The sequence below is a fragment of the Paraburkholderia sp. SUR17 genome (genome assembly GCF_029536165.1).
Lineage (GTDB): Bacteria > Pseudomonadota > Gammaproteobacteria > Burkholderiales > Burkholderiaceae > Paraburkholderia > Paraburkholderia kururiensis.
In genome coordinates, this window is record NZ_CP120508.1 from 1,564,787 (window position 1) to 1,581,964 (window position 17,178).

The window sequence follows — 17,178 nt, forward strand, 5'->3', positions numbered from 1 at the left end:
TGGTCGGCCGCTGCGAAGGCGTCGACAAACGCGCCATGCGAATCGAGATCGTTCTAATTGAGCGCTAACCATTTGTCCATTGCTTGATTTCGTTGCTGCGTCCGCTATACAGGGAGAGCGAATCGCCGCCATCGCCGGTTCCCTGAATCAACAAAAGTAGGGTGTTCATGCGCAAGCTCGATCTACCGAGGAGTCGAGTGAATGCGTCTAAGTCGGTTGGCGAGGCGTTCGGTTTCGGCTCGGGATGCGTGTGCCATTCGCCCAAGTAGACGAGTCCCCGCTCCGTGCAGCTATCTATGTCGTGTTGCGCGGCGACAGGATCGGAACGGAACGATGTCCGTGTCCGTTCATCGGTTCGGCGCGGGCCGTAGGCTTCCAAAACACGAACCACTGCAGCGGTGACAGTTCCGAAAACCTGTCCGCCAGCTTCTCTTGCGCAAATCCGGCGTTGGCGGTGACGATGGAAATGCGCCAGCGCGCCGTCGCTGATTTCGACTGACTGCTCAAAATCAACGTGATAGAACACCAGCGCTCTGTCTTGGTCTTCGATTATGGATTTGGCCAAGGGATTGCTCGTTCAGTCATGCTTGCGTTGAATTCTCCAGCGAGAGTGGCGCCGGCTGCTGCGGCGCGTGCACGATCTCCAAGCCAGATGCGATACGTTGAAGTTGCGCACCGGCCCAGCAATGCGTCGAGCGCGAGCCGCGCAGCGAGCCCTATGGTTCCGAGCATATCGATGGCGCCGTAAGGTTGAAAGAAGTTTCCGCATCCGGCCTCCGCTAGCGTGCCGACAGCCGGCGGCCATTGGGACGTCATCACTCGTTTCGGCTTGCCCGCCTCGTCGAACAGGTCCATCAAATCGGCGTCCCCCGCGAGAAGCGCAGCGTGGCCTGCACACGCCAACTCCTCCGTCCAAGATACTAGCCAAGGCGGTTTCTGCTCGGCGTCGCGGCGGCGCTTGTTGACGCGGATGTCGGTCGGCAAGAAGAGTCCCGCGGTAATGAGCAGATCGGCGCCGTCTATTTCTGCAAGCTGTTCGGCGGAGAGATCTTCAAACCTACAGCCAAGCGGATACACCCCTCGGATGTGCGGGAAGTCTCTCGCCAACCGCCGCGCCATCGCCACCGCTTTGTTGTCGCCAGCTTCTCCCGCGCCGAGCAGGTGGCGAGAAGTGTTTTCCGGCACCAGAGTGTCTCCATCGACGAAAATGAATTTGCCGACGCCCGCTTGGACCAGGAGGCGCGCTAGCTCGCCACCGAGCGCGCCGCAGCCGATCAACGCGACCGTCTTTTCGGCCAGGCGCTCTGCGACTGGATCGTGATCGCGGCCGTGAACCCATGAGTGATCGGTGCGCGAAACTTTGACGCGCTCCACCTTTTGGCCGGCATAGCAGCGTTCGACATGACGAGCGGGCAACGGGGCGCCGGGGCGAAAGCCCTTCCACATCGATGTTTTTGGCGGGCAACGGAGTCTGACGCCTGCGAAAACCGCGCCGGTTTCGGTCGGCATGCCCAATAGCACCGGAAATTCATTGGGCGGATCTAGCAGGGGCATGACGTGTTCAGACCCAACAAGGTCCAGCGAGGCGCGACCGTTGACGGGATACTCGGCTGGTTCGAGCGCTTCGTCGAGCATGGCGAACCAAGCTCGCAGAGGTTTTTGCGGGTTGGTCACACCAGAATGCTCCAACCAGGAAACGACCTGTTCCTCTGATTCGCCGAAGACAAGGGTGCGGCCATGATGCGCGTAAAAGACCACGCGCGAGTCACCGGCCGGTCGGAAGAGCGCCTTCCACGAGGGCGTGTTGCTCGCTTCGCGCTCCCAATAAGACAAGAATTCGCGTTGGAATTCTTGCTTGCGCGTCGCCGGATCCATTTGAAGCACTTCTGCCGCATCGGACACAGCCAGTTGAACGCGGTCTAGGATCGAGCGATCGAGCGGCCGGCGCGAAAGGCAAAGCAAACCGAGCTCCTCGACGTGCGGCCACCGTTCATGGAGCAGTCCATCGGCTTGGGGAGCGCAGATTCGAAGTTCGGAAAGCGGGAAGACATCCTCGATGAGCAGAAGGACGTGGTCGACGCGCGGGTGGCGGTGTTCGGCGCGTGGCATGTCGAGGCGCCACGCGTGAGCGAATCGAAACCGCTTGCGCAGCGCTTCGAGCTCCGCCGCGCGGAGCCGGCGCCACTCGCCGGGCCAGAGCCTCTCCAGCGCAGCCTCGACATTCTCGGCAGGCGAGGGATGTGCTACCGGGGCAGGTATTTGTGGAACAGTATTCAACCGTATCGCCTGCCGCCATCGTCCCGTTGATCGCGCCGATCGTCGGTGACCACGAATCGTGACTTCTTTTCACCGCCGTCGCCGCCGTTGGGCGTGGGCTGCTTGGAGAAGAAGTCGGTGTTGAAAACTTCGTCCCATGCGGCGCGCGCCTCGCCGCGGGTCGGATCGTTGTCGAGGACGAGCAATGTGTCCAACGCCTCTTTCAGCTTGTCGCGCAAGAACGCAACCTTTTCGTCCCCCTCTTTCGCGAGCGGCGTGTTGCCAACAGGGTGTTCCACCTTAAGGGATCGAATCAGCCGCGCGCGAATCTTCTTCCACGTGTCGCGCAACGACTGGTCGTCGCGATCCTGAACGGCGGAAAATTCGTCGCAAACAAGACGCGTGATCGTGATTCCGCTCCCGGTCTTTTCCTTCCAGTCCTTGCGGCTGCGAGCGTAGAACTTCGTCAGGCGCACAACTTTCCGAAGCTGCTTGGCGTTCGCGCCGGCGTTGCTGACCTGGTCTTTGAACCAGCGCGTGACCTCTCTTGCGTCGGAGACTTCCCACGCGTCTTCGCTAGCGAGTTCGTATTTTTCCGTTTTTTCTCCCTTGGGGCCGGTCTCGACGATCGTCCGATACACAGGAATGTCGATGTGATAACCCTGCGGGTAGGGCTGCCGCACACAGTTCCGGTGGACCTCGGCGTCGCTCGCCATGCGCTTGTCTTGCGCCAGCGCATCCCTGACCCGCTCCTTCGCTTGCCGCGGAGTGAGCGCGTCGCCGTCGCTGTCGACCAGATCCCCTTCTTTGAAATAGGCCCCGTCGTCGATGTCGTATTCGTTGTCGTCATCCTGAACCATCGTGTGCATCGCGTAGGAGCCTTGCGAGTGATGGTCGGGCAGGGGGTGACCGTCGCGATCCAGGCCATTTTCCAGCCTTGTGCGTCCGTTGTTCCTGCGCTCGCGCATCTCGTCGCGTTGCGCTTGCGTGAGCGTGACTTCCTCGCCGTGAAAGGCGGTCATTTCTTTATGACAATCAAACACGCTAATCTCCTGCGTTGCTCGCGAGGCAAGATCTGAACGCCTCGAGAAAGTTCGTCGCTGCCGCATCGCCCCGATCGGCGGCGGCCCAAAGAAAATCGACATCGGAAACAGCTTGCCGTGCCAGGGCGTTCAAGACTTTAGGGCGCGCGTCATCCATGTTCGAAAGGTAGTTTCTGAGCTCGTTGGACGGGCATTGGGCGGGCAGGCGCCATCCGCCGCTGTCCTTGCCGCGCAGTTCGAGAATTTTCTTTGCGATGTAGTCGTAGCCAACAGCTTGCGCGTTGATCGACGCCTCCATGATCTTGAGGCCGCCTTTCCATCCGGCGGCGCCGCGAAAGCGCGCACGGTCGCCGATCTCCTCTCCGCCCTGCACAGGAAGAGATCCGAGCATGAAGAGATGAATCGGCCGGTCGGGCTGCTTGGCGCTGTCGCAGATTTCAACCGCTTCGATAGCGCCCAGCGCGCCGGGGTTGTTCGCCCAAAGGCCGCCATCGGTGTAGACAACCGACACGCCGTTGTCGGGCTCCGTCAGCGACGCAAGCGCTCGCAGAATCGGAGCCGCGGTGCTGGCCATGCAAGCGTCGACGAGGGTGCGTTGGTCGTCGCGGCCATTGAGCCGCTCAATGTGGCGAGTCTTGAACACGACGGCCGCGTGGCGAGCCATGTCGACGGTCGGAATCGCGAGCGCAATTCCGCGCTTGTCCAGCACGTCGGCGAACGTCGTTAAACCGAGTTCGTCGACCAAAGCGGAGCGCAAGGCAGCTTCGCCGTCTCGATTGCCGAAGCCGCACGCCCTCAGCAAAGTGCTCAAAACTGGCATCGACCGGAGCCGCTGGCCCGGAAAGATCTTGTCGCCGTGCGCCTCGTATAGCTTGCGAACATCGCCGGGCCGTTTGCCGGCAGCAAGCGCGCAGGCGACGATGGCGCCGGTGCTCGTTCCGACGAGGAGGTCGAAGCAGCGCCCGGCGTCGATGGGCTTGTGCTCGCGGTTGGTGCCGGCGATGCGCGACAAGACGGTGTCGAGATAAGCCGCTTGGTAGACGCCGCGCATGCCGCCGCCGTCGAGGCATAGCACCCTGAAGGGTTTCATGGTCATGATCGTTTCCTAGCGGCGGTCGTCCGCTCCGCGACTAGCCTTTGGGGCTTTGCAGGCGCGAGGCCTGCGCCGATCAAGACCAAGCGCCAGCGCGTTGCGCGTCGTCTGCCGGTCAAGCCGAATTCGAGGCGGCGGGAGAAGAGGCGGCTGCCGTTCAGGGAGGTCTGAGCGCGAGTCAGTCACCGACCAACCCCAGCTCTTGCAAACGGATTGCCATCGCCGGAATAGACACCCCGAAGCGCTCCGCGAGCGACATGAACCCCTTGCCGGCGAACACCCGTGCGCCTGCCACCGCCGCGGCGAATTCGAGCGATCCGGTGGGCGCGCGCAGAAGTTCCTGCATGCGCTCTTTGCGGAGGTGATAGGCGACTGTGTCGGTCAGATGCAGCGGGCCACGGCCGAAGCGGGGCTCAAACTCCTGCGTGACCAATTTCTCCGAGGCGAGAAAGCAGGCCGCGAAATAGTCAGCCTCTTGTTCTCGAGGCGGTCGCTTTTCAGCGTGGTCATTGGAGACGGGGCGATCCCGATGAAAGACTTCGCCGGGATGCAAAAGAAAGTGCCCAATCTCGTGCGCGCCGGTAAACCGGATCGCCGCCTGATGGAAGCGAGTGGAAACAGAAATAATTCCGCGATCGCGATTTAGAATTCCAGCCACTTCGTAGAACGCTTGGCCGGCTCGAAACCGGCCAAGATTGTCTCGGTATTCATACTGGACATCGAGAACACGCGCGGCCACGTCGGGGCTGCACATGGCGATGCTGGAAGGCTCGCCCATGGGGAAAAGCAGCTTCCGTTTGTGCCAGATCTCATAATGGAGGCGTCGAGCCTCGCCGTTAATCGCCTGCCGGTTCATATTGCAACCCCGTAATACGTATGGTTAATGCGATTCTATACTAGATATGGTGTTTTTCAAGCTGCGTTGCACAAGGGATGGTGGGTTTCGTCCCTGCGGGATGGTCGGATGAAAATGGGGGCGAGCATGGCGCCCAAAAATACGCGTGCAGATCGCTTTTTTTGCATTGGGATTTTGTCGGATCAATAGGTCGGTGCTCTTTCTGGTTGAGACATTTTCTGATCTGCGAATCGTTTGCGGAAGCTTGGTTTTCTATCGAAACTGGTTTTCTGGGATATTCTTGATTGAAACACTACTATGCTGGCCCTGTTTTTCTTTTTGTGTGATAAATATGGACCTATGAGCAGCGTCATTCGACCGTGCGCGGCAATACGCCGGTCGCGGTGTATCCGATATTGAATAAGCGTTCGACTAACGCCGCATCAACGGCATCGGAGCGGAGTGCGTTTGCGCCGGGTGGCGAAGGGGTCGTTGAGTGACTCGGCATGCAAGTTTTGGAGCTGGGAACTTTCCGGCGCGCATCATAGAGACACCGGGCCAATGAGTCACAGCCTTTGGAGGGATTTCGGGATGGCCACAATCCGCTTTGACTTGAGTCAGACGAGTCGAATTGAGAGGGCGTTGAGTGAGTGGCAACGGTCGTTGCCAAAGCAGCCAGGACAGATTGGCTTGGCCCAGATCGTATGGATCGAGCACCCGCCGATCGGCGAAAAGCGGACATTCGACGTCAACGAGGGATTCGTGGATTTCCTGCGTCAGGAAAACATCCCGTTCAAAATCCGCTAGCGATGAGCCGCGCATTTATCGCACGCCACATCGCTTCGTGTCCGAACACGCTTTTGAAGCGGCAATGTTTGCACCGGACGAGCGCGCAAGCCATAAACAAACATCGCGAACGGCGGGCGGCATGATCGTCGAGACTTTCGATTCGCTGCGGCGAGCTTCGCCGCGGCCGAATTGCGCTTGGCGGGGCGAGCGCGCTCACCAGCCTTAGTCGTTCAAGTCGCGCGCGCCGTATATGAGGTCTGAGGGGAACGGATCCGGCTCGGTGAGCGCGCTGGCGGACAAATTGGGCCGCCACTTGGGCAAATATTGTTGCCCGTAAAGCCGGTCCATGCCAAACCACGCTGCCGCCGCGAATTCCGCGGCCTCCTTCGGCGGAGCGCTTGGGGCGACGGCGCCTTTGGTGGGGAACAGGGCAGGCTTGTCTCGGCGGGTCGCGTCTCTGAGCGGAAGGTATAGCGCCCAAAAGTCCGGTTTCTCTCTTCCAAAATGGACGCCAGCGTAGAACATCACGGCGCAACGCGCGATTTCCGCGTTGGCTGGTTCAGACGCGTGATTCTCGATGTGGTCCAGGAGCCGCGCAAGCAAGTAGGCTTGACGGAACAGCGTTTGACCGTAACGCGAAAGCTCTCGGCCCGCGATGTCCGTGAAGAGAAGGTTGTGAACCTCCTCTTCGATTTCCCGATCAATGCCACGCCACAGCTTTCCGAACGCGTCGTTGGTCGGCTCAGCCCATCGACGCTCAAATGCCGTGTTCGTTGTGGTGAGGCCGAGGGCGTCCCAGGCGAGGTGGAGCGGCTCGACGACATCCCTTTCGAGCGATGGTTCTGCTGCGGTCGGTTTCTTCTTTGCCATGAGCGCTCCTCGGACTGTGGGGGCTCCTGTCGACATGCGTTCGCATGCGACTCGGGCTAGGTCTCGCCGCGGCTTTGCGGTATGCCGCGCTTGCGCGTCAGTTTCGCACAGCGTGCCGCCGTCGTGTGCGAGCCGTTTGCTTTAACCCAATTTTCTCGACCGCGAACTTGTCCTGCTCGCCATTTCGATGCAGGCGACATGCAATTCGCATAGATCGGTCGGCGATGGATCTCGTCGGCTTGAACAAGCGAGCGGGGTTCACGCGGATGGCGCGCGAAGGCGAGAATCAGCGCGCAAAGCTGCGACGAGCTTTGCGCGTTTCTTCGACGATATAATCCTCCGACAAAAATGGCGACCGAAGGTCGCGGCGAGAGCTCTCCACCGATTCAGGCCGAATCAGAAGGAAGAACGTCTATGCAAAACGCAACATTTGCGCGGAGCGCCGAGCGGCGCGCGAATCCTGAAGAAGCTCACCGATCGAGCTTCGCGTGGCTCAATGAGCGCCATTTATCGCTCGCCCTTGCGGGTGTCGCCCGCGGCGGCGCATCGGCCACGACACGCGCCTTTGGCCGCTGCGCGAGCTGAGGGGCGGTCATGGCGAACGCTAACACTTACTCTTATGGCGGCCATAGCGGGCTCGAGCCCGCCGAGCTGTTCTTTTTTATCGCGGTCGCGGAGACGTGCGACCAGGTCGGGATCAACGATGTCGAGGGCGTCATCCTCGTTTTGTCGGGTTGGCCGATTCTGCCGACACGACAGAAATTCGCTGGGGCGACGAAAGGCACCTCTGTCGCGTCGGTCATGTCTCGGTCGCTCTTTCGATACGAATTCAAACGGAAGGTGCTGCCAACGCTCACGCTTCAAAGCATGAAGTCGTTTCGGGTCATTCTCACGCGACGGCTCAGCGTGTTCATCGGGCGCGCGGTGCCGGGGCTCGGCTGGGTCTTGCTTGCGCGCGACGTGTTCGAGATCGGCTGCAACACGGTCCTCAAATACAATCGGATGGTCAAACCCGAGGATCAGGTGTTGTGATGCAAGATCGTTCATGGAGCGAGCTCGAAGCGTTTGTCCGGACAGAAGCCGGTCTCGGCAAATCCAAGCCATTGTCGCCAGCCACGCGGCTGTCGGAGGACCTTGGACAGACCGGCGACGACGCCAATGAATTCATGGGACGGTTCTTCGAGAAGTTTTCGGTTGACCCGGGCGACTTTGACTTTCATCGCTATTTCCTGATGGAAGGCGAGGGGATGTTGTATTCGCTGTTCCGCCGGGTCGTTCTGCGCAAGCCGCACACCTTCGAGCGCGAGCCGCTGACGCTCGCGATGCTTCACAAGGCGATGCTGAGCAAACGCTGGGAGTCCGCCAGCGTCGCGGGCCTTTCGTGAGCGGACGCGCGGCGGATTTCGCCTAGCCTTGAATCGCCAACTTCGGGGCGCTGCGCCGTATTAATCGTCCCAAGGAGGGGGGCGGACCCGACACTGGGCGGCTGCCGCCAGTAGGGCTCTTAGTCGATGGCGGCGGTAACGGAAACAGCTTCGAGGCCCATCGACGAAATCACCTGGCATGCCAAAGATTTTTTTACGGGATGAAGATCATGGCGCAGCGCTTGCGTTTGTTGCCTCCATTCCTTGACGGCGTCGTTGCGGAACAGGCTTATTTCCGCTGGCTCGCGCGCAAAGCCGCCGCTCACGTGCGCCGAGACCGCAAGCGCTTCGCGAACGGCGCGATGGGAGCGGCGTATCGCAAGGCGATTCACGAAGCGGTCTTGGCGAGCGGCGGTCGCGACGACTACACCGGCGAAAAGCTCGACTGGACGCTCATCAGCAAATACACAAACGCCGAGTCCGAAATCGGGCGCCACCATTACAAAGCCGGCTTCGCGCTGTTGCCGACTGTCGATCATGTCGACGCGTCGTTCAGCTCCCTCTCTTTCAAAATCTGCGCTTGGCGCACCAACGACGCGAAGAGCGACATGTCGGTTGGCGTCTTTCTGAATTTGTGCGAGCGGGTTCTTACCCACGCGGGCTACGCGGTGACCGCTCCCGAAACGTCGACCACTCCGGAGCGTCTTTCTCGAGAAATGCAGAGGCCGGAGGCGGGCGGTGATGGCGGTCTGCCTTGACTTGTCGCTGGTTTCCGTCTCTTTCTTGGTTTATACACCTGACGCACCCTTGCCAGGTGAAAAACCATCGGCCACGTCGAGCGGAAAAATGCTGTCGAGCTCGCGTCGTGGCTGCGAGCAAGAACGAGCGATAATGTGTTCGCGCTGGGCGTGTTTGTTCGCGGAATTCACTAGCCTATCGCGCCATGCTCGGCCGCTTTTCAATAACGAAGACAGGGGAGGGTTGGATGTCGACGGATGACTTGAGTGAGGGCAATCGAAGCCCTTACTTGCCAAAGCTTAAAACTGAGGAGGACGCCCGGAAGTATATAGAGGACGGAGGGGCTGCTTGGGTAGAGAGCCGCATCGAGGATTCGTTTGCCGAACGGCTGCACGGCATGAAAGAAAAGATCGCTCGACTTGAGAGTTTGCGCAGCGTCGATCCATTTCTAAGCAACGTGTTGGTGGAGTCGATTCTCGTCGATTGCAGAGCTCTGTTTTTGGAGCGCAAGAAGAAGGATCCAGCGGAAGACAAAAACTCGACCTTGCAGAATGTCTACCGAGCTCGCGGAGAGGACGAGAAAGCCAAAAAGATCGATGACGTTTTTGAAAGGAAAATTCTTAACAAAAGTTTGAAGACGATAATCAAAGGATGGGTGGATAAGAGAATCGTCCACATGGATTTCCTGAAGAAGCCGGAAGAGGACGAACTCTTTTCAATAGCATCAACGTTCATTTTTTCCGAAGACGATAGTGGGATGTTGCCGGTTCTGCGAGCCATCGTCGATGAATATGAGGCGTTCACAGGAACGCACGGCCCCAACATGAGAGCGGCTATCGATCGAGTATTTGAATTGCTGACAGGCAATCCACACGACAAAGCGCCCTAACTATGTCGTGATTGACCCAACAGTAGCGCCGGGTTTGCCCCGTTCGTCGAGCGAATACGCTGTAACTTGCCACGAGCCGCTCGGCGAAAGGCTGCACGAGAAGCAAACGGCGCTGAATGAATCGAGCCGAGAAAGCGGGCCGTCCGCCTCGATCAGATCGACGCGGACGAGGGCGGGCGGCGGCGCGCTCTGCGCGCGGGCGCCGTCCACCGCGACGAGCTGGCAGAGAAAATCCATCGAGACGAACACCTCCGACGCGCGAGCCTTCGATCGCCACGCGGCGCGCGCCAACATCGATCGGGGCGTTGGCTCGGCGATCGCTTTCGCCGTGGCGCGCAGCCAGTCGCCGATCGAAACGGGGGAAGCTTCGCGCGGTTTCTCGTCCAATTCGCCGTCGAGATCGTGGTCGCTGGCCGCGGCGGCCATCATCGCGCGCATGTCTTCGGCGAGCCCGCAGACGCGCTCGACGCGATCATGAATTTGCCGTGCGGTTTGCCCCGCGCTTCTGTCGGAAGCCGCCAAGGCGGCGAGCAATCGGGCTTCGAGTCGATCGATTGCCGCGATTGTCTCCGCGCTCGCTTCGCGAGTTTCGCGCGCCGCGTCAATTTCGCTCGCGGGAACGAAGAGGGGCGTGGTCGCCAGTTCGAGCGCCTTGTCGATCGCGTCGATCGGCGTGGCGGAGCCGGGAAGCGAAGCGGCGAGCGCTTGCAACTTCTCCTTTCGCCTTCGCGTCAGCCAAACGCTGACTTGCTTCTGGTCCCACCGGCCGCCGATCAATTCTTTGTCCGTCATCTTGTCCGTCTCCGCGCGATAGGGGAAATGCGCATTCGCTGGTGGCGTCGTTCAGCCTTGAAGGCTGGCGCGCGAGCAGATTGGGCCAACGGAGTCTCGTCGCCGCGCCGACGCGAAGCGTCGTGATCCCGGCCTCGTGATTTCGAGCGTCGCTCAGCGGCGCAGATCGTCGCCCGGCTCCGGGCCGGCCTCGCGTTGGCGAGTCGGCTTCGCGCCCATGAGTCGCCGGACGCGTCGACGCGCTTGCGGCGAGGCCGGAAATGGCGCGGCGACCTTGCCTTTCTCGGCGCGCGCATTCTGCGTTCTTTTTTGCGCGTTGGTCCTAGCGTTCGCGCCAGCGGCGCGGCGACGCCGCTCGAGGTCATTGGAGCGGACCGGCGGGCGGGCCGGCGTGGTCGCCAGAGTCGGAGGCGGTTGCGATGCGGAAAGAGGAGCGGGCGTCGCGGCGCGTTCGATCTTCGGCGGGGCTTCGCGATAGTCGAGCGTGGTCTCTTTCGCCCGGCTCTTGCTCATGCTGCGCGCCAAAGCCTCGATGAGCTGCTCCCGGTCGAGCGGGCCCTGTCGCTCGGCCTGGGCTGTCGCGAGGTGCGACTCGGGATCGAACTCCGCGACGGCGGGCGCGTCGACATAGAGGGTGGTCGCGAAGCGCGAGCGGCTCGCGGCGACATACGACCACTCGCGGCTCACGGTCGCCGGATTGACGAGGACGTGCGCGCTGTCGACCGTGCGCCCCTGGCTTTTGTGGTTGGTGAGGCAATAGGCGAGGTCGAGCCATCCGAACGACGCGGGAACGGCGACGAGCTTTTCGCCGCGCCTGCCCGTGTCGCTGATCGCGTCGTCCAGCTCGACGACGAGCTCGCCCGTGAGATCGGGGCGGGTGGCGCAGAGCTCGGAGTCGAGGACCGCCAGCGCGGTCCGCGCGTTGACGGCTCGAACGGTTCCCGTCGCTCCATTCGTCGCGCCGAGCTCGCGATCGTTTTTCGTGAAGACGACGCGGTCGCCCGGCGCGAAGCGCTTGGTTTGCGGCTCCGCGTCGCGGATGTTGACGGGCAACTCGACGCCGGCTTCGTCTCGCACGACGCCGCCTTCGATCAGGGCCGCGCGAGCCATCGCGTTCAGCGAGGCGACTTCCGCGCGAGTCGCTGCGATCATGATTTTCGACGGCAGCGACGTTTTGTCGGCCGCCCACTCGTCGACCGCCGCTCGCATGGCTGGCGTTCCGGTTGGCGCCGTGTTGGGTCCGGCGGGGCGATTCGCCTCTGAGGTCAAGGCGCTCGGCTGAACGCCGACGCCGAGAAGGCGAAGCCGTCCGCGTTCGTCGAGCAGGCGCAACGCGGGGAGCGCGGAGCCTTCGGCGAGCCCCGACACCGCTTCGCGCAACCATTGGTGGTCGAATCGATCCCGCCACCGAGCGAACCCGCGAGCGAGCTTCGGCGCGCTCGCGCAAAGCCGCTCCATCGCGGCGAGGCGGGTGTCCTCGGGCGCGGCGCGCAGCGCCGCGACTTGCTCCTTGGCGACGCCCCGCCCGGCTCGCGCCTGAGCGTCGAGCCATTCGAGAAGCGGCTCGAAGGCCGTCCTTTGCCGCTGGATTTTGGAAATCTCCGCGTGGCCGTGCGCGCGGAGCAACGACGCGAAGATGCCGCCGCCCGCGACGGGCTGCAACTGCTTGGGGTCGCCGACGCAAACGAGCTTGGAGCCTGCGGCCAGGACAACCTCTTGCAACGCGGCGAACTCGGGCGAGCCCACCAGGCCGGCTTCGTCCAAGACGACGATCGAGCGCTCGGTCAGCGGCGCGCGGCCGGAGCGGGCGGCGAGCAGAAGGCTCGCGAGAGTGCGGGATTTCGCCCCGGTTTCTCTCGCGAGAGTCCGCGCGGCGGAGGCCGACTGACAGCAGCCAATGACGGAGAAGCCCGAGGCTTCGTAGGCTCGGATGGCCGCGCGCAGCATGGTCGTCTTTCCGGTCCCGGCCCAGCCGACGACGAACGCATGTTGTCCGGTTTCGCAGGCGACATGCAGGGCCGCGGCGCGCTGTTGGCCGAGCGAGACCTCGACGCCAAGCTTCTCGCGCAGCTCGCGTTCGAGCGCGTCGAACTCCCGGTCGACGAACGCCGGATCGACCGCATGCGCGCGGCTCTGTTTTCCGGCACGCACGCGCGCGTCGGTTGTGGCTTCAAGCGTCTGGCGCGCTTTCGACGAAAAGACATCGGTCATGCTCGCGGTTGTTCCAAGCCGCGCGACCAAGTCGGAGCACATCAGCCCATCGAGCTCCGCCAAGCATTCCGCAGCGGACCATTGGCCCATCGCCTGGGCGCAGATCGCGGCGAGCGCCTCTTGCCGAGTCGCGCACGACTTGGACGACATGAGCTCTTCGAGCAGGGCCTCGCGGTCGATCGCAAATGGCGACGGCGCGGGGCGCAGGGCGTCGTCCGCCAGGGCATGACGGGGCGGCTGCTCGGCAGGCAGGAGGGCGGCGCGATCGGAGGGCGCTGGCTCGGCGAGAGAGGGCGTTGCGCGAGCCGGCGCGGCCGCCGGGCCGGCGCGCATTCGAGCGACGGCGGCGGCGTCCAGGCCAATGCTCGCGGCTTGCTCTTTGAAGAGCGCGAGCAGCTCTGGCAACGGAGGCTCGGCTTTCCCGGCGCGCGTGTTGAGCGCCGCGACGCTCTTTGCCGCCGCGCCATGGTTGCCTGCGGCATGCTTGTCGAGGTGCTCTCGTATTTGCCGGCTCCGCGTCGAGAGCGCCTCGCGCTGCGTGTCGGAAATTCCAGCAAGATTGAAATAAGGGCCGTCGGGCACAATCGCGAAGCCCAACTCGCGCATGCGCCAGGCGAGCTCCGCTCGAAACACCGCTCCGGTCGCGAGCTTGCGCTCAAATTGCGGGCGCAGTTCCAGCGCGCTCCATTCCTTCGAGTCCTGGCGTTTTCCAACGTTCAGCAAAAACGCGTGGACGTGGAGCTGCGGATCGAGCGATCGGCTTGCAAAGTGGGTGTGGCATGCGGCCAGCGTCGCGTCCGCCTCGCGCTGCACGCGTCCGCCTTTCTCGTGTCGCGTGAGCGCGCCCGACTCGGCGTAGCGCAGGGCGGCGCGGGCGGCGTTTTGCAAGCACGCGATGATGTCGCGCTGGGTCTTCGCGTCTGCTGCGGCGAACGCGGCGGACACGTCCTTGGGAGCGGAGAACGTCATGTCCAGGCCCATCACGTGTCGGTTGCCCGCGCCTTGGACCAAGGGCTCGCCCGTGAGCGGGTGAAAGCCATGGGCCAGCCGCTCGACGTGCTCGGGCTTGGGTGTTTCGCCCAAGCCGAGCAGCCGCGCGCCATCGCCGGCCCAGAACGGGGCGGGCTGGCCGAGTTCAGGCGAGCCGCGAAGATACTCGGCGAAGTCGCTGCGTTCGCGCGTCGAGGGGCTCTGGATGTAGAACAGATAGCCGTCGCCGCTTCGCGCGCTGCGCTTCTGATTCTTCGCCGAGTTGATTTTCGTGAGGGAAAGCATTCGGCCGATTGAGCGTCGGGTCGAGCCTCAGCGGGGGCGGGGGTGCCGTTTCGTTTCCCGTGCCACGGCGGCCGCGGCTGGGCTCGCGCTGGCGTCACGGTCGCTGATGGCGTGTTTGGCTTTCACCCTCGCCAAAACCCGCGCGATGATCTCATCGCGCGTTTCGCGGTTCTGCCGGGCTTGCTCGATAGATTCAGGGGGGTTCTCGTCTGCCTGGCGTCGGATCGTCGGCGACGGCTGCTCTTGCGAGCTATACCATTCGGCGAGATCGTCCAGGCGCACGGCGGGCATCGAGCAAAGCATGCGATGCGGAAGGAAGAAGCGGCCTTCGCGCATCGCCGTGTAGATCGTCGGCGCGGCGATGCCCAAGATCTTCGACAACTGCGCGACGCGGACAAACGCCGACTCGATTCGGTATCGCCGGGCGAGAGACTCCTTGGCCTCGTCGGCTGTCATCCGTCTTTCAGTCCGCTCTGTGGGCGCTGCGGCTTGCTCGTCTGCGGCAACCTTTCGCTCCATTTTTCCTCCGAGGATCAGCTAAACCCCCATATCCTCCGCGGGAGCGATCTTCTATGGGGCGTTCCCCCTTTCGCCGACCGCCGGCAGTTGAGTGCACGCGCCGCTCGAGACCCGCTTTGTTTTTAGGTCTCTCTCTTTCGTCGTTTATTGAACCGTTCGTCGGCATTCGCCAGCTATTTTTGCTGCAATGGAGGGTCGCAGCAAAGGTTTTGGAGGCTCGATTTTTGGAGTTTTTTCGGACCAAGGGTTTGCAGTCTTTCAATTTAAATTCAAAGCTGACTATAAATAGACGATTTTAAGTATCAAATACCAAAAACCCCGCTGGCGCTCAGCGACACTCCATCCGGTGCGACGTTGATTTGGCAATCCTAGGCTATTGCGAACAAAGACTTTTTTCGAGAGTAAACGGTCGGCGCCAAACGTCGCTGCAATTTTCGATCCGACGAAGTTTGCAGCATCGCGAGAGGCATCCTGAATCCCCCATTTTTTCGAGGATTGTCGAAGGGGGATTTCATCCACAAAGGGAGACCAAACCATGCTTAGCCTTTCCAAGAGAGTCAAAAAGAACGGTCAATGCCAATGGCAAGCGACCATTCGAGTTCCAGGCCAAAACAGCGTCAGCAAAACCTTCGAAACGTGGCAGGCGGCTCGCGATTTTGGCGAGGGCGTCGACCGCGAGTTGCGGGCGCTCGCCGCGAAAGCGGCCGAGCCCGCTTTGCCCCCGGATTTGCTTGCCGAGGACCTCGGAGAGATCGTCGCCGCTTTCGCAAAGACCAAGTGGGCGAGCAAGCGCCATCCTGGGTTCGCGCCAACTGTCGCCAAGCATGTGTCCGGCCGCAAAGTCGGAGACGTGCGGCTGCGCTGGATCGATGAATACATCAACAAAATGCGGGAATTGCCGTCGAAGCGCGGCGCCCCGTTTTCCTACAACAGCATCTTTTCCCACCTGTGCTTGATGTCGGCGGCGATCGATTGGCGCGCCGCGCAGCTTGACGTCCAGGCACCGGTGTTTCCCCACTTCTCGCAGCTCTTTCCCGATAGCTACGACATTCCCCGCCATCGTCGGCTGGCTCCGGGAGAGGAGCGCGCGCTCATTCATCACCTCTGCCGCCAGAGAAACGAAGAAGGCCGCTTTTTGTGCCTGCTCGTCCTGCTGGCGATCGAGACGGCCGCGCGCCTGCAAGAGTTGATGTTCGCCAAATGGGAGGAGTTCCATTTCTTCAAAGACAAGGAAGGAAAAGACAAGGGGGTTTGGCTGATGCCCGCCGAGCACACCAAGACCAAAAAGAGTCGCGAGGTGCCCCTGAGCGAAAAGGCGCGGAGAATTTTGCGCGCGCTCCGCAGATTGCAGCCCGACGACGCTCTGCCGATGTTCATCGCGTTGCGAATTCCACGCCAGGCCTCCCAGCGCTTTGCAGTCCACGCCAAGCGAGCGGGCCTTGTCGGCTTCCGCTTTCATGACCTGCGGCACGAAGGCGCGACGCGATTGCTGCTTCTCAACCCCGACAAGGCATACAAAGTGATGCGCGCAGTCGGCCACTCGGACATGGCGATGTTCAACAGATACGTCAATTTCCGGCGCGAAGACTTGCTTGATCTCGTCGATTGACGCGCAAGCGAGCCGCGAATGGCGATGGCTGATAGGCCGTCGCCATTTTTGCGCGCAACCGTCTTTCCCAACTGGCCTTTGAGGCGGAATCGGCGATGGCCGCGAGTCGCCGACATGAAAACGCCCCGCCGAATTCCGGCGGGGCGTTGCGCGCGGCGCTATCTGCGCGGTCGTCGCGAAGGCTTGGCCGGAGGCGGCGAGCCGGCTGCGCCGTCGTCGCCATCCGCTTTCGGCTTGGGCTTGGCCGGAGCTGGGCGCGCCAAGCCTTCGGCCAAGCCAACGGCGCGAAGGCGCCCCATCACGCGCTGCCTGGCGAGCTCGTAGTCGCGCGACGCAAGCCGCAACGCTGCGCGGATTTCAGCCGGCGTTTCTCCGTCGAGCATGCCGTCGAGCACCGCTCGGTCGAGATCGCTCCCGAGGGAAAGGCGAGCGCGAAGCGCCGCTCGCGCCGCGAGCCGAAGCTCCTCCGCGGCGATCGCCGCTTGCTCCGGCGTCGGGCCGGGGCATCGCCAGCCGCCGCCCGCGTCGCAGTGGTCAAACGGGGAAGAGAACCCCAGCTCGTGCCTATGCCGCTTGCGCTCGCCATGCGCGATGCTGTCCATCACCCGGTAGACATAGAAGTCGAACCGGATGTGGAGCGGCCACTTGCGCCGGCCGTCGAGCATGCGCAAGAGCGCCTCCTGCAAGAGGTCGCAGCCGCCGTCCGACCCCATGGCTTCCGAGAGCCTGTCGCCAGCGAATCGCAAGCCTTTGCGCTCTCGCGGGGTGAGACCTTTGAACGCTTGAATGATTTGTTGTGTTGTTGCGTGGGCCATATGCCTCCTGGGTCTGCTTGGGTGAGCGCCCTCCGCGACGCGGAAAGCTGACCCTAAATCCGCCGATTAGGGTTTTCCCA

At 62.2% G+C, this 17,178-nt stretch carries 16 protein-coding genes; 5 read left to right on the forward strand and 11 right to left on the reverse strand.

Going from position 1 to position 17,178, the window contains the following annotated elements; translation table 11 throughout:
* Positions 1-64: 64 nt before the first annotated feature.
* The 6 genes from P2869_RS06925 to P2869_RS06950 form a co-directional block, all read right to left on the reverse strand.
* Positions 65-565 (reverse strand): Mov34/MPN/PAD-1 family protein, encoded by a 501-nt coding sequence (locus P2869_RS06925; protein ID WP_277597839.1) that lies wholly within the window; start codon positions 563-565, stop codon positions 65-67.
* On the reverse strand, positions 550-2,277 hold the full coding sequence (locus P2869_RS06930; protein ID WP_277597840.1) for a ThiF family adenylyltransferase: 1,728 nt from the start codon (positions 2,275-2,277) through the stop codon (positions 550-552). Before P2869_RS06930 ends, P2869_RS06925 begins: the two co-directional genes overlap by 16 nt.
* Positions 2,274-3,299, reverse strand: coding sequence for a cyclic GMP-AMP synthase DncV-like nucleotidyltransferase (locus P2869_RS06935; RefSeq protein WP_277597841.1), 1,026 nt, complete (start codon positions 3,297-3,299; stop codon positions 2,274-2,276). Before P2869_RS06935 ends, P2869_RS06930 begins: the two co-directional genes overlap by 4 nt.
* A gap of 1 nt (position 3,300) precedes the next feature.
* Complete coding sequence (locus tag P2869_RS06940; protein ID WP_277597842.1) at positions 3,301-4,395, reverse strand: patatin-like phospholipase family protein; 1,095 nt, start codon at positions 4,393-4,395, stop codon at positions 3,301-3,303.
* 175 nt (positions 4,396-4,570) lie between these two features.
* Entirely contained in the window at positions 4,571-5,248 is a 678-nt protein-coding gene (locus P2869_RS06945) for an ImmA/IrrE family metallo-endopeptidase (protein ID WP_277597843.1), read from the reverse strand.
* A 990-nt stretch (positions 5,249-6,238) separates the two neighbouring features.
* On the reverse strand, positions 6,239-6,886 hold the full coding sequence (locus P2869_RS06950; protein WP_259555412.1) for a hypothetical protein: 648 nt from the start codon (positions 6,884-6,886) through the stop codon (positions 6,239-6,241).
* Between the two features lie 594 nt (positions 6,887-7,480).
* On the opposite strand from P2869_RS06950, the gene P2869_RS06955 reads away from it, so the two are divergent.
* The 4 genes from P2869_RS06955 to P2869_RS06970 all read left to right on the forward strand — a co-directional run bounded on the left by P2869_RS06955 (position 7,481) and on the right by P2869_RS06970 (position 9,877).
* On the forward strand, positions 7,481-7,918 hold the full coding sequence (locus P2869_RS06955) for an STM2901 family protein (protein ID WP_259555414.1): 438 nt from the start codon (positions 7,481-7,483) through the stop codon (positions 7,916-7,918).
* Complete coding sequence (locus P2869_RS06960; protein WP_277597844.1) at positions 7,918-8,271, forward strand: DUF1493 family protein; 354 nt, start codon at positions 7,918-7,920, stop codon at positions 8,269-8,271. The genes P2869_RS06955 and P2869_RS06960 overlap by 1 nt, the downstream gene beginning before the upstream one ends.
* Before the next feature lie 200 nt (positions 8,272-8,471).
* A complete protein-coding gene (locus P2869_RS06965; RefSeq protein ID WP_277597845.1) occupies positions 8,472-9,008 on the forward strand; it encodes a hypothetical protein in 537 nt (178 codons plus the stop codon).
* A 227-nt stretch (positions 9,009-9,235) separates the two neighbouring features.
* A complete protein-coding gene (locus P2869_RS06970; protein ID WP_277597846.1) occupies positions 9,236-9,877 on the forward strand; it encodes a hypothetical protein in 642 nt (213 codons plus the stop codon).
* Here P2869_RS06970 and P2869_RS06975 read toward each other — a convergent pair whose 3' ends face one another.
* The 4 genes from P2869_RS06975 to P2869_RS06990 form a co-directional block, all read right to left on the reverse strand.
* The gene (locus P2869_RS06975; protein WP_277597847.1) at positions 9,878-10,669 is read right to left on the reverse strand and encodes a hypothetical protein; all 792 of its coding nucleotides are present in this window, start codon (positions 10,667-10,669) and stop codon (positions 9,878-9,880) included. It lies immediately after the preceding gene.
* 153 nt (positions 10,670-10,822) lie between these two features.
* The gene (gene mobF / locus P2869_RS06980; RefSeq protein WP_277597848.1) at positions 10,823-14,155 is read right to left on the reverse strand and encodes a MobF family relaxase; all 3,333 of its coding nucleotides are present in this window, start codon (positions 14,153-14,155) and stop codon (positions 10,823-10,825) included.
* Positions 14,156-14,182: 27 nt separating this feature from the next.
* The gene (locus tag P2869_RS06985; protein ID WP_277597849.1) at positions 14,183-14,611 is read right to left on the reverse strand and encodes a hypothetical protein; all 429 of its coding nucleotides are present in this window, start codon (positions 14,609-14,611) and stop codon (positions 14,183-14,185) included.
* Between the two features lie 342 nt (positions 14,612-14,953).
* On the reverse strand, positions 14,954-15,211 hold the full coding sequence (locus P2869_RS06990; RefSeq protein ID WP_277597850.1) for a hypothetical protein: 258 nt from the start codon (positions 15,209-15,211) through the stop codon (positions 14,954-14,956).
* Here P2869_RS06990 and P2869_RS06995 point away from each other — a divergent pair.
* The gene (locus P2869_RS06995; protein ID WP_277597851.1) at positions 15,210-16,283 is read left to right on the forward strand and encodes a site-specific integrase; all 1,074 of its coding nucleotides are present in this window, start codon (positions 15,210-15,212) and stop codon (positions 16,281-16,283) included. The genes P2869_RS06990 and P2869_RS06995 overlap by 2 nt on opposite strands.
* 158 nt (positions 16,284-16,441) lie before the next feature.
* On the opposite strand, the gene P2869_RS07000 is transcribed toward P2869_RS06995, so the two are convergent.
* Positions 16,442-17,098 (reverse strand): hypothetical protein, encoded by a 657-nt coding sequence (locus P2869_RS07000; RefSeq protein WP_277597852.1) that lies wholly within the window; start codon positions 17,096-17,098, stop codon positions 16,442-16,444.
* Between the last annotated feature and the right edge of the window lie 80 nt (positions 17,099-17,178).

What these genes read in the sequence shown, in the direction of transcription:
- P2869_RS06990 (WP_277597850.1), bottom strand. Translation starts at nt 15,211, where the DNA reads ATGGTTTGGTCTCCCTTTGTGGATGAAATCCCCCTTCGACAATCCTCG.
- P2869_RS06975 (WP_277597847.1), bottom strand. Translation starts at nt 10,669, where the DNA reads ATGACGGACAAAGAATTGATCGGCGGCCGGTGGGACCAGAAGCAAGTC.
- P2869_RS06960 (WP_277597844.1), top strand. Translation starts at nt 7,918, where the DNA reads ATGCAAGATCGTTCATGGAGCGAGCTCGAAGCGTTTGTCCGGACAGAA.
- P2869_RS06955 (WP_259555414.1), top strand. Translation starts at nt 7,481, where the DNA reads ATGGCGAACGCTAACACTTACTCTTATGGCGGCCATAGCGGGCTCGAG.
- P2869_RS06985 (WP_277597849.1), bottom strand. Translation starts at nt 14,611, where the DNA reads ATGACAGCCGACGAGGCCAAGGAGTCTCTCGCCCGGCGATACCGAATC.
- P2869_RS06950 (WP_259555412.1), bottom strand. Translation starts at nt 6,886, where the DNA reads ATGGCAAAGAAGAAACCGACCGCAGCAGAACCATCGCTCGAAAGGGAT.
- P2869_RS07000 (WP_277597852.1), bottom strand. Translation starts at nt 17,098, where the DNA reads ATGGCCCACGCAACAACACAACAAATCATTCAAGCGTTCAAAGGTCTC.
- P2869_RS06965 (WP_277597845.1), top strand. Translation starts at nt 8,472, where the DNA reads ATGAAGATCATGGCGCAGCGCTTGCGTTTGTTGCCTCCATTCCTTGAC.
- mobF (WP_277597848.1), bottom strand. Translation starts at nt 14,155, where the DNA reads ATGCTTTCCCTCACGAAAATCAACTCGGCGAAGAATCAGAAGCGCAGC.
- P2869_RS06940 (WP_277597842.1), bottom strand. Translation starts at nt 4,395, where the DNA reads ATGACCATGAAACCCTTCAGGGTGCTATGCCTCGACGGCGGCGGCATG.
- P2869_RS06995 (WP_277597851.1), top strand. Translation starts at nt 15,210, where the DNA reads ATGCTTAGCCTTTCCAAGAGAGTCAAAAAGAACGGTCAATGCCAATGG.
- P2869_RS06970 (WP_277597846.1), top strand. Translation starts at nt 9,236, where the DNA reads ATGTCGACGGATGACTTGAGTGAGGGCAATCGAAGCCCTTACTTGCCA.
- P2869_RS06945 (WP_277597843.1), bottom strand. Translation starts at nt 5,248, where the DNA reads ATGAACCGGCAGGCGATTAACGGCGAGGCTCGACGCCTCCATTATGAG.